Origin of the sequence: Agitococcus lubricus, from assembly GCF_003051055.1 — a bacterium.
GTDB classification, from domain to species: domain Bacteria; phylum Pseudomonadota; class Gammaproteobacteria; order Pseudomonadales; family Moraxellaceae; genus Agitococcus; species Agitococcus lubricus.
In genome coordinates this window covers 498,472-510,098 of the sequence record NZ_QAON01000001.1, presented here as the reverse complement: position 1 = coordinate 510,098, position 11,627 = coordinate 498,472, and the positions used below count along the sequence as shown (strand labels likewise).

The 11,627-nt window shown below is 39.3% G+C and carries 11 protein-coding genes; 5 read left to right on the top strand and 6 right to left on the bottom strand.

From position 1 onward, the window contains the following. The first annotated feature begins 54 nt into the window (after positions 1-54). Positions 55-855: a cobalamin-binding protein gene (locus C8N29_RS02145; protein WP_204509254.1), complete on the top strand. Its 801-nt coding sequence runs from the start codon at positions 55-57 to the stop codon at positions 853-855. Here the strand turns inward: C8N29_RS02145 and C8N29_RS02140 are convergent. From C8N29_RS02140 to C8N29_RS02125, 4 genes are all read right to left on the bottom strand, one after another. After that, on the bottom strand, positions 844-4,326 hold the full coding sequence (locus tag C8N29_RS02140; protein ID WP_107864371.1) for a leucine-rich repeat domain-containing protein: 3,483 nt from the start codon (positions 4,324-4,326) through the stop codon (positions 844-846). The genes C8N29_RS02145 and C8N29_RS02140 overlap by 12 nt on opposite strands. A 119-nt stretch (positions 4,327-4,445) precedes the next feature. Next, positions 4,446-5,015: a hypothetical protein gene (locus C8N29_RS02135; RefSeq protein ID WP_107864370.1), complete on the bottom strand. Its 570-nt coding sequence runs from the start codon at positions 5,013-5,015 to the stop codon at positions 4,446-4,448. Positions 5,016-5,060: 45 nt separating this feature from the next. Beyond that, positions 5,061-5,474 carry a hypothetical protein gene (locus C8N29_RS02130; RefSeq protein WP_107864369.1) on the bottom strand — a complete coding sequence of 138 codons (414 nt, stop codon included), beginning with the start codon at positions 5,472-5,474 and terminating at the stop codon, positions 5,061-5,063. A gap of 125 nt (positions 5,475-5,599) precedes the next feature. Next, positions 5,600-6,499, bottom strand: coding sequence for a LysR family transcriptional regulator (locus C8N29_RS02125; RefSeq protein ID WP_107864368.1), 900 nt, complete (start codon positions 6,497-6,499; stop codon positions 5,600-5,602). A gap of 136 nt (positions 6,500-6,635) precedes the next feature. On the opposite strand from C8N29_RS02125, the gene C8N29_RS02120 reads away from it, so the two are divergent. The 4 genes from C8N29_RS02120 to C8N29_RS02105 all read left to right on the top strand — a co-directional run bounded on the left by C8N29_RS02120 (position 6,636) and on the right by C8N29_RS02105 (position 8,984). Beyond that, the gene (locus C8N29_RS02120) at positions 6,636-7,175 is read left to right on the top strand and encodes a carboxymuconolactone decarboxylase family protein (protein WP_107864367.1); all 540 of its coding nucleotides are present in this window, start codon (positions 6,636-6,638) and stop codon (positions 7,173-7,175) included. A gap of 132 nt (positions 7,176-7,307) precedes the next feature. After that, complete coding sequence (grxC, locus tag C8N29_RS02115) at positions 7,308-7,586, top strand: glutaredoxin 3 (RefSeq protein ID WP_107864366.1); 279 nt, start codon at positions 7,308-7,310, stop codon at positions 7,584-7,586. A gap of 157 nt (positions 7,587-7,743) precedes the next feature. After that, positions 7,744-8,388, top strand: a complete 645-nt coding sequence (locus C8N29_RS02110) for a pyridoxamine 5'-phosphate oxidase family protein (RefSeq protein ID WP_107864365.1) — start codon at positions 7,744-7,746, stop codon at positions 8,386-8,388. Between the two features lie 122 nt (positions 8,389-8,510). Next, positions 8,511-8,984, top strand: a complete 474-nt coding sequence (locus tag C8N29_RS02105) for a nuclear transport factor 2 family protein (protein ID WP_107864364.1) — start codon at positions 8,511-8,513, stop codon at positions 8,982-8,984. A 181-nt stretch (positions 8,985-9,165) separates the two neighbouring features. On the opposite strand, the gene C8N29_RS02100 is transcribed toward C8N29_RS02105, so the two are convergent. Both C8N29_RS02100 and nuoN read right to left on the bottom strand, forming a co-directional pair. Next, entirely contained in the window at positions 9,166-9,777 is a 612-nt protein-coding gene (locus tag C8N29_RS02100) for an OmpW/AlkL family protein (RefSeq protein ID WP_107864363.1), read from the bottom strand. Positions 9,778-10,112: 335 nt separating this feature from the next. Further along, the gene (gene nuoN, locus C8N29_RS02095; protein ID WP_107864362.1) at positions 10,113-11,621 is read right to left on the bottom strand and encodes an NADH-quinone oxidoreductase subunit NuoN; all 1,509 of its coding nucleotides are present in this window, start codon (positions 11,619-11,621) and stop codon (positions 10,113-10,115) included. Positions 11,622-11,627 lie beyond the last annotated feature (6 nt).

Sequence of the window (11,627 nt, the reverse complement as noted above, 5' to 3'; positions counted from 1 at the left end):
CCTTATCTGGCTGACGATGCAAGGCTTAAAACCGTTTGAATCTTAGGAATAATCATGGATTTCTTTCCCCAACGTATTGTCTGTTTAACCGAAGAAACCACTGAGCTTTTGTATTTATTAGGTCAACAACATCGCATTGTGGGTATTTCGGGATTTACCGTCCGTCCACCACAAGCACGCAAAGAAAAGCCCAAAGTTTCGGCATTTACCTCGGCCAAAATTGACAAAATTTTGGCACTGAAGCCCGATTTGGTATTGGGGTTTTCGGACTTGCAAGCTGATATTGCGGCTGAATTGATTAAACAAGGGGTCAACGTTTATATTTTTAATCAACGCTCGGTTAATGAAATTTTGGCAATGTGTGTGCAATTAGGGGCAATGGTTGGCCAACAACAAGCAGCGTTGGCGTGGGTTAATGAGCGTCAGGCATATATTGAACAATTAAAACAACAACATAGCCAACAAACCGTTAAACCCGTTGTGTATTTTGAAGAATGGTACGACCCCATTATTACCAGTATTCAATGGGTAGCTGAGTTAATTGAAATTGCAGGTGGACAATATGCTTTCCCTGAACACGCTCGGCAGTCTTTAGCAAAAAATCGGATTGTGGCTGACCATCAACAAGTGATTGCTAAACAACCCGATATTATTATTGGCTCTTGGTGTGGGCGAAAATTTAGACCCGAACTAGTGGCTGCACGCGAAGGCTGGCAACATTTGCCAGCGGTACAAAACCAACAAATTTTTGAAATTAAATCGGCAGATATTTTGCAACCCGGCCCTGCGACGTTAACCGATGGTTTGGCACAATTGGTGGAGATTGTTGAGGGTTGGTATAGGTTAAATACCTAAAGCCTTCATCACTCGTGCCACAATATCAGAATATACTTCATCACGTTCATCAGCAGACATGCGCGCCAACGGCATAATTAACTCGTGTTTTTGGTCATTAATACTGCTCTGAGGCAAACGGCGATACGGTAAAAATTGGTATTGTGTAATGTCTTCTTTTTGCGGTTTTTGATGATAGATGTCTGCTAATTCGCCAATTCTGTCATCATCAACGTGACTTTGTTTGGCCAATCTTGCAAAACTATCCCAAGGAAAAGTTTTAACCACAATGCACATAATTTTTTGTTTGGCATTTGCCTGATTAATGTTAGCTAATGTATTTAATAACTCTTGATTAACAATATAGTTAGAAGCAAAAAAATTAATAGATAACATAAAAATCACTAAATCCGCTTCGGCTAATTTTGTTTGAATTTGCTCATCCCATTTGCCCTCCTCCAACAAACCACAATCCCATACTTCATGGCCATGACTACCTAACGTGGTTTTTAGAAATAGGCTTAATTCATCTTTATATTCAACATCTTTACGACTATAAGAAATAAAAATCTTTTTCACGGCGCGTAACTCACGATTTAAAAATATTTCAAAGGGTTTGACTGGGATAACTTTTGCTAATTTGGGGGTACTTTCTTCTAAGCGATAACTTTGAATATGGGGTTCATTATTTGGATGTTGAGCCAATTGATGATAATACACCCAATGCTCTGCTCCTATCGACACATATAAATCATTAGGAATAAAGCGTAAACTTTCAGTCTCTGTTCGATTTGGCCTAATCGCATAAAAGCGTGACCATATAGGACGACCGAAACAATATTCAGGATTACCCCATACTGCACGTTTCCCCTCTTTTTCATGTTCAAACTCTGGCTCATTATTTATCAATATAGCTCTAAAATGAGTAAATGTAGCAGGCTCACCATCATTAGCATATAAATCCCAATAAAAACGCATTAAACAATAAAATAAATATTTTTTAACTTGTTGATATTCTTCTTTATTTTTATTATTTTGAGGCTGAATACACACTTGTATTTCTAATTGATTAAAATCCAATTTAATCATTATTCGATAACGCCCTTGTAATTCCTCCGATAAGGTAAAAACGATTAAATCACGCCAAAATAATTTGTAATCAGGCTGAAGACCAAAAAAGCACACTACATGATTAATTAAGCCTATTGGCATAAAATGCAAAAAACGTAGTCTAAAAGTTGCTTGCTCTAAACCAAAGGTGCTTAAGCTATATAACGCATTATCCTGTGATGATAAGGGTAAATAATTAGGGATAATATATTCAATCTTTTGATCATCAAACTTATTAGGCTGATGCTTAAAAATGACACGATAAAACTGTAATAACTCTATTGTTGCCTGATGTAATTTTAGTTTTTCTAATTCTTTTGCTGTTAATCGCCCCTGATGGCTAGCATGGCGTAAACATTCAGGACTAAAAACGCGTTGATGTAAATCTTCGACTAGAGCTTTAGGATTAAGCCAAACAAAGTCACCATTTGCGATTTTTTCGTCATACCAAATTAAACCAGCAGCACTTAATTGGCTTAAATCTATTTTAAACCAGTCTAAGGGATATTTTTTCTTATTTAACTTAAGATTGAGTGTATCAACTTTGATAGGCTTTGAAGATATTTTTTCCCCATGCCAATTTGCTAGTACATATTTAATTAGCTGACTCCTTTTTTCTGTTTGAAAAACCGTCTTTTTATTGCTTTTAATATGGAGCAACAATGCTTCGCGAAAATGCTGTAAGTTTAAGAGTTGAGGATTATTTTTTAACTCTAAATAATCAAAACGTAGCAAACGAGACTCTAGGCAATGGCTATAATGCCATTGTTGCTGATGACTATTTGCATAACTTTGCACTAAAAACGTATCTTTATTCATTATTTGCTCATCATTTGCATGATGAAAATAACTAAGCTGTGCTGCCCAATAATCAAGGCTAAAATCTTGGGTATATTGTTGATTATCAACCGTTTCGGAATTTTCTAAACGTAGTTGATTAACGTTATAGCTAGGATTAACCACAATAATTTGGCTACTTTGTTGACGCAAAAATAAACGATAAATTCCGTGATAATAATCTTGGCCGCCAAAATCAAAAAATATTGCATCGGGTAAGGTAGCACTTTGAGAGAAGGTTAATGACTCTACTTGTAAACCATGTGTACTACGACTTTTTTGAGCTAAGGTTTGATACTTAATATAATGCAATAAACTGCTTTTTCCTGCGGCATGATTACCTAATAACATGATGCGACAAGGTAAAGATAGTTCTCGATGCTCTTGCGCTAAAAAGCTTTTAATTATTTTTAAATGATTGGCATCCCAATATTCATCTAACACCAAACCACATTCTTGGCAAAATGGATTATTAGCAATTTTTAATTCAATTAAATTTTCTGGAAATACAACAATTTTTAAAACATCTAAATTAATTTTATTTTCACTTAAATCAAGACTTGTCAGTGATTGAAGTTCGTCTAAATTTTCTATATCAGTCAGTTGATTGTTATCTAAATAAAGCTCTGTTAATGATTGAAGTTTGTCTAAACCTTCTATCTTAGTCAGTTGATTATTATCTAAATCGAGTCTTGTCAATGATTTAAGATTTTCTAAACCCTCTATTTTAGTTAGTTGATTGCCAATTAAATTAAGCTCTGTCAGTGATTGAAGTTTGTCTAAATTTTCTATTTTAGTCAGTTGATTGCCACGTAAATAAAGCTCTGTTAATGATTGAAGTTTGTCTAAACCTTCTATCTTAGTCAGTTGATTATTATCTAAATCGAGTCTTGTCAATGATTTAAGATTTTCTAAACCCTCTATTTTAGTTAGTTGATTGCCAATTAAATTAAGCTCTGTCAGTGATTGAAGTTTGTCTAAATTTTCTATTTTAGTCAGTTGATTGCCACGTAAATAAAGCTCTGTTAATGATTGAAGTTTGTCTAAACCTTCTATCTTAGTCAGTTGATTATTATCTAAATCGAGTCTTGTCAATGATTTAAGATTTTCTAAACCCTCTATTTTAGTTAGTTGATTGTTATCTAAATAAAGGAGCGTCAATGATTTAAGATTTTCTAAACCCTCTATTTTAGTTAGTTGATTGCCAATTAAATTAAGCTCTGTCAGTGATTGAAGTTTGTCTAAGCCTTCTATTTTAGTTAATTGATTTTCACTTAAACCAAGGCTTTCCAATGATTTAAGATTTTCTAAGCCCTCTATTTTAGTTAGTTGATTTTCACTTAAATTAAGGCTTTTCAATAAGTAAAGATAGTTTAATCCTTCTAGTTTGCTCAGTTGATTGCCATTTAAATTTAAGTATTTTAACCATACTAATCTAGTCAATTCTTGAGGAATTTCTTCTAAATTCAAGCTAGATAAATTTAATTCTAAAGTATGATTTTTTTTACACTCCGCAATACGCCTCAATGCCTCTTCCATGCTCATATTTTTAGCCCCTAAATCTTATTGTTATAATGCTATATGACTAAATTTATTACCAAAAATCAACTACCCTTCACTAAATATCTCAAATTAAAATACATCTTTAATCACCCACCTTAAACTTACAACCCATCAGGCATATGTCCCAACAAGCCTTGATAAGCTTGAATAACCTCACGATTACGCTTGGCTAAAAAGCCCGTTCCCAAGCTTGGCACACGCGAACGATCAACATTATAATTGGCCTGACGGAAACCACGGCTAAAATGTTCATTCGTTGCATCACGACGATAAGGACGAGTCGCAACAGATACCGCCGCAATTTGACGTGGATCAAGGCTACGACTAAAACGCGCAAAACCTTGATAAGCAAAAGTCTCCTCAACCCAACGTTGATTAATGTGCAAAAAACTATCTAATAAAGCAAACAACACCTCAGAAGCGGTATTCTCCTGTAAGGTCACTGACACCAACTGTTGATTAAAATAGGCTAAATCCCCTTCTTGCTGACGAGCCAGAGGTGTATTGCCCAAACGTACCACTAAATAACTAAATGGCTGTTGAGCATGAAAACTCACCACGTCAATGTCATGCTGAGCAAACTTTACACCTGCCAATAATTGCTCAATATCGGCCAACGTTTGCAAACGAGCTTGCTCTTCTGCTGCAACCAAATCAGCATTTTCTGTCAATAAAGGCAAATCTTGATGACAGCTAAATGGCGCACTGACCTTTGCTTACCAAGCATCTTTTACGGTTAATAATTCTCGTACTTCATGCTCATAGGCTTTGCTAATCGCCAAAAATGCCGTTTGAATGACTTCGGAGCTTGGCGTGTCACGGTCAATACGCCATTTACGACCATAAACCAATTTGTGTGGGCGCTGTTGATCACCACGCTCATAATTTTCACGGCCAATGATACCCACTTGAATATACAAACCATTAGGGTCTTGCCCTGCAAACAACAAGGTTTTATCGTCAAACTGAATATCAGCGAGTAAAGCACGCACAGAGCTTAGGGTTTGTTGATAACGTAAATAGTGCTGAGGAATGCCAATATAACCATTGGGCAATTCAATACTTGGCGCATTGGCCATTGGCGTTTCAGCATTAATTGGCCATGACGATAAAGCAACAACAGCACTCATGGTTTTACCCTTTTGATGAAGATAAATACTATTTGATGAGTGCTATTGTGATTATTTCTTTAATTAACGAGAATACCTATAAAAAGCAAATCATAATTGTTATTTTTGCAATAATTTTAATGCGATTAACTCAAGGCTTTTTCTTGGCGTAAACGTTCAACGACTAAATCGACAAAACTACGCACACGCGCCGATTTATGTCGACCTTCACGATGCAAGACATGAATCGGTAAGGGTGCTGACTCAAAATCGGGCAATAAAATCTGTAATTGACCACTCTCGACAAAGTGCGCAATTTGATACGACATTAAACGTGTCACACCAAAGCCTGCTAAGGCAGATTCAATCGCACCATCATTGGTGGTCACCGTTAAACGTGGTCGCAAACGTACCGACAAAGCTTGTTGCTCTTGCCAAAATTTCCATTCCACGCTGGGTGTTACCCCCGTTGCCGCAACAATTCGATGCTGTTGCAAATCATGAGGATGATTAGGCACACCATATTCCGCCAAATATTGTGGTGAGGCACATAACACCCGACGGATTTGCCCGATACGCACCGCCTTTAAACTGGAATCTGGTAATTCACCAACCCGAATGCCCACATCTACGCCTTCTTCCATCATGTTAACCACACGATCTAAAAACAAGGCACTGACATCCATGCTGGGATAACGTTGTAAATATTCAACAACCACAGGCATGACAAACATTTTGCCAAATAAGACGGGTGCGGTTAGGGTTAATTGCCCTTTGGGCGTGCCATTAATGCCAACCAAGGCATCTTCGGCTTCATCAACTTCGGCAATAATACGCCGAGCATCATCCAAATAGCGTTGACCTAACTCGGTTACTCGAACATAACGTGTTGTTCTATCTAATAATTTAACCGCCAACCGACTTTCTAAAGCTGAGATGGCTCTGGTGACGGCAGGTGGTGACATCGCCAAACGTCTTGCTCCACCCGAAAAACTTTCGGCTTCAGCAACAGCGACAAAAATCGTCATTAAGTCTAAACGATCCATATATTTCCCTTTTTTTCTCTTTAATACCATCATTATTCCATTTTAGGCAATAAATAATTACCTAAAACAAGGATTCTTTAAAAAAATAAACTATATCACTATACCCACACCAACAAGCCTAAGCGAGGAAAAAATCATGAGCCGTATTAACACTGTCACTAAGGCAACTGCTAACCAAGAACAATTAGCATTGTTTGATGCCATCCAACAGAAACTCGGCATGGTGCCAAACTTCTTAAAAATTTTTGCTAATTCTCCTGCTGCATTGCGTGCTTTTTTAGGCTTCCACAGTATTGCTAATGAAGGCAGTTTAGATGCCGCCACTCGTGAGCGTATTGCCTTAGCGATTGCTCAACAAAACACTTGTGAATATTGTGTTTCTGCACACACCGCCATTGGCCGCAAAACTGGCTTAGACAATGAAGAAATGGCCGCAAATCGCGCAGGTGGCAGCCAAGACGCAAAAGCTGCTGTTGCTGTGCAATTTGCCCGTGCGTTGATTGAACACAAAGGTGAAGTCACGACAGGTGAAATTCAAGCGATGTGTCAAGCAGGCTATAGCGATAGTGATATCGTTGAAGTAATTACCCACGTTGGCCTGAATTTCTTAACCAACTTAATTGGTAAAGCCAGCCGTGTTGACATTGACTTTCCAAAAGTCGCTTTAACTATCTAAGCATTTTTTAGGACTTACGCGGTTATCGCTTATTTACTCACATTTCAACCGTTTTCAACGGTTTTATATTCGCAAAACGCGCTAATTTCAGCGAAATGCGTAAGTCCACCTTTAACTCTGAGGAGAACCATCATGACTGCTGTCACCGTCTATAGTACAGGTACTTGCCCTTGGTGTGTGCAAGCCGAGAATTTATTAAAACGGGTGGGTGCAACGGTTGAAAAAATCCGTGTTGATCAATCAGATACTCAATTAGAGTCTATGATTACACGTAGTGGCCGTCGTACTGTACCGCAAATTTTTGTTGGCGATGTTCATATTGGTGGCTTTAATGATTTAGTTGCTTATGAACAGAGTGGCGAATTGCTAAAACTGATTAACAACTCATACCATTCGTCAGAACTAAGTTAAATATTTGTAGCCTGTATGTAGCGTAGCGAAATACAGGAAAAACAAAGAGTTAATGTAGGAAATCCTGTGTTACGTTGCACTTCACACAGGCTACTCATGATCATTTATTTTTAACGATTGGTATAAGCGCGTTCACCCCTTGGTTTGGAGAACTATCATGCCCCGTGCTTTTGCTGAATTAACTTTTACGCCAGCCGTTAAATCGGCACAAACACGTTACGGCAGTCGTGAGGCAAACCGAGGCTTTGAACTGGCGACTGATCCTCGTAACGAACTCACTGCCCGTGAAATTGCTTTTATTGCCGAACGTAATAGCTTTTATCAGGCAACCGTTAACGAAGAAGGTTGGCCGTATGTGCAACATCGTGGTGGTGCACGTGGATTTTTAAAAGCCTTAGACAGTCGTACCTTGGGTTATGCCGATCTTTCTGGAAATCGGCAATACCTGAGTGTTGGCAACCTGACTGCCAATCATAAAATTTCCTTATTTTTGATGGATTACCCCAATAAACGTCGCTTAAAACTTTGGGGAACGACACAGATTATTCATGCTGATGATCATCCAGAGTTATTAGCACAATTAGAGATGCCTGATTACCGTGCGCCTGTTGAACGTGGTATTTTAATTCGTGTTGAGGCATGGGACTGGAATTGTCCAAAACATATTACGCCCCGTTATAGTGAAGATGAACTCACTGAACAATTAGCAGACTTACATCAACAGGTTGCACAACTCAAAATACAGCTCCAAAACCAGCAGCGCGCATTACACTCTGGTGGTGCTGAACTATTTAAACCTTAAGCAAAATAGGACTGACGCATTTCCCCGAAATTAGCGCGTTTTGTGAGCATAAAATCGTTAAAAACGATTTAAATGCGAGCAAATAAGCGATAACCGCGTAAGTCCTAAAAAGGAATACGATAATGACTCACGAAATTCGTCCACCTGTTCCTCCTTTTACCCGTGAAACCGCTATTCAAAAAGTACGGATGGCTGAAGATGGTTGGAATAGCCGTGATCCTCAACGTGTGTCTTTGGTGTATACCGAAGATAGTCAATGGCGTAACCGTGCTGAATTTCCGCGTGGTCGACCACAAATTATTGAGTTTTTAACCCGAAAATGGGCGCGTGAACTGGAATATCGCTTAATTAAAGAATTATGGGCATTTGATGGCAATCGTATTGCGGTACGTTTTGCCTATGAATGGCATGATGATAGTGGTCAGTGGTATCGCTCTTATGGCAATGAAAATTGGGAATTTAATGAACAAGGCTTAATGCAGCGTCGTTTTGCTAGCATTAATGATTTGCCCATTAAAGCGTCCGAGCGTTTATTCTTTTGGCCATTAGGCCGTCGTCCTGACGATCATCCTAGTTTAAGTGATTTAAATCTGTAAATAAAAAAGCCGACATTTGGATAACTTCCGCATTTATAACTTTTCTATTGACATTTTCTCCCCGTCTTCGGCATACCCCTTATTCAGGGGGGATTGAGTTGGGGTAAAAAATGCAGTTATTGCACTGACCTACCTACGTCTAGAGGTTGATGAACAAAACAGTGAGTGCACCAAACTAACATCAGTAATGGTAAGCGGCACTGACACCGACGACTAAAGGATCAACGGTCAAGCTACCGATATCTTTACCATCTAAGGTTAAATCACTTTTAATTTTAATATAACGAATGTCTAGTGCAACGCCCCATGAGCTATTGGTAGGACGGTACTCAACACCTGCGGTCGCTGCCAAACCAAAACTATCATCCCCTTTTAATTTACCACCGCCGCCATCAAGCTCTTCATCATAGACTAAGGTGTAATTTAGACCTAAGCCGACATAAGGGGACAACGCCTCATTAGGTGTTAGTAAATATTTTGCAAAAAAAGTTGGTGGTAAATGCTTAAAAGTCGCTACTTTATCGCCCGTCAGTGAGTCTTTGACTTCGTGCTCAAAGGGTATCGCTAATAGGACTTCACCCACAATATTGGGGCTAAATTGATATTGTATGGAGGGTGTCAAACCTAACTCCGAGCTGACATCTGCCTCTACTGCACCACCTGCTAAAGCGCCATTATTACTTTTGGGAATTACATAACTGCCGCCAATTTTTACTGACCACGGTGATTCTGCTTGTGCCAGAACAGGAAAAACCATAAAAGAACTGAGTAAACATGCAACTAAAGTACGCATACCGATGCTCCTTGGGACAAAAAATGTGTCATAGATAGGTTTTTTGCAAGAAACTTAAAAGCTGCTCCGCTCTTAGATTCAGTGACATATCTATGATTTTTATCAATTTTGTTAATTACTTTTTAGCTGATACAAAATAAACCATGACTATGGATATATAATCATTTTACTTGTATAGCGCATCACTCCATCGCACAGATAATACACATATAAAATTTGTGGTTATCATCACATTTATACTGTCTAGTCTCTACAAGCCATCCCACCCATGAGCCATAAAAAAAGCCCCATCTATGGATGAGGCTTTTCTTCATTTGCTGTATACACTAAAACATTTATTGAATAATCAATAATTTAGCCATACGCACAAACTCTAGGGCAGGTTGTGGGTAAATACCAATAAACAAGACTAAACCTGCTACACCTAATACCATCAGACCACCAGCACGTTCGCCCCAGTGGCTATCCGCATCATGTTTAGGCATGTTTGAGCTTGCCATGTACAGCGTGACCATCACCCGCAAGTAATAGTACAAGCCTATGGCACTGCCTAGCACCACCGCAGTCAGTAAACCCCAACTACCCGTGTTCACGCCCGTCAACACCACATAAAACTTACCCATAAAACCCGCAGTCAGTGGGATGCCCGCTAAGGATAACATCATCACCGTCATTACCGCCGTTAAATAGGGACGACGCCAAAATAGGCCACGGTAATGTTGTAAGCTGTCTGCATCTTCGTCCTTTTCTGCCGAAGACATCAGGGTGACGACACCAAATGCGCCCAATGAGGTTAAGACATAGGTCAATAAATAGACATGCGTGGTTTCTAAGGCTGTCGCTCCACCCGACGCAATGGCTACTAATAAATAACCAAAATGTGCAATTGAGGAGTAGCCCAATAGACGTTTGAGATTATTTTGACGTAAAGCCAATAAGTTACCGACCACAATCGACAATACCGCCACAATGGTAAATACTTCACGCAAGGGCAAGGTGTACTCAAACGGTGTTTCGACTAAGAAACGAATCATCACGGCAAAGACCGCAATTTTACTAATGGTCGCTAAAAATGCGCCAACAGGTGCAGGTGAACCTTGATAGACGTCAGGTGTCCACAAATGGAACGGAGCTAAGGACAACTTAAAGCAGAGGGCAATGATAATCATCCCCACACCAAAGCTGGCTAATGTCCCCATTTTTGCGCCACCTGCTAACTGCTCACTCACGCCCGAAAACGCTAAAGTGCCTGTTTGTGCATAAATTAACGCCATACCAAACAGCATAAAAGCCGACGCAGTCGCTGATAAAACAAGGTACTTCACCCCACTTTCTAAGGAGCGACTACGGTGATAGGTATAAGCCACCATGCCATAGACAGGCACTGACATTAACTCTAAACCGATAAAGAATGAAGTCATGTGACGACTACATACCAATACCAACGCCCCTGTAGTTGCCATCAACAACAACAGATACATTTCTTCGCGGTTAATTTGATAACGCTCTAAAAATGCATGGGTTAAGGTGGTACAAGCTAAAGCAGCCACCAAAATCAAGGTCATATAAAAATAAGCATAGGCATCTACCACCAATAAGGACATCACAGGCGCAGGTGCAAATTGTGGAATACCTAACTGACTAACGATAGCGGCTAAACCTGCTGGTTTGGCTAAACCTAACAGTACGGTACTCACTAAAGCCAAGTTTAGGCCAACAACACTGATGGTTGCATTCCACCAATGATGACGGACAAAGGAAATGGCCAACATCAAAATGACGGTCGTAGTACATAAAATTAAAATGGGTAATAACGGTAAAAACGTGTCAAGCGTTACGTTCATGGTGAC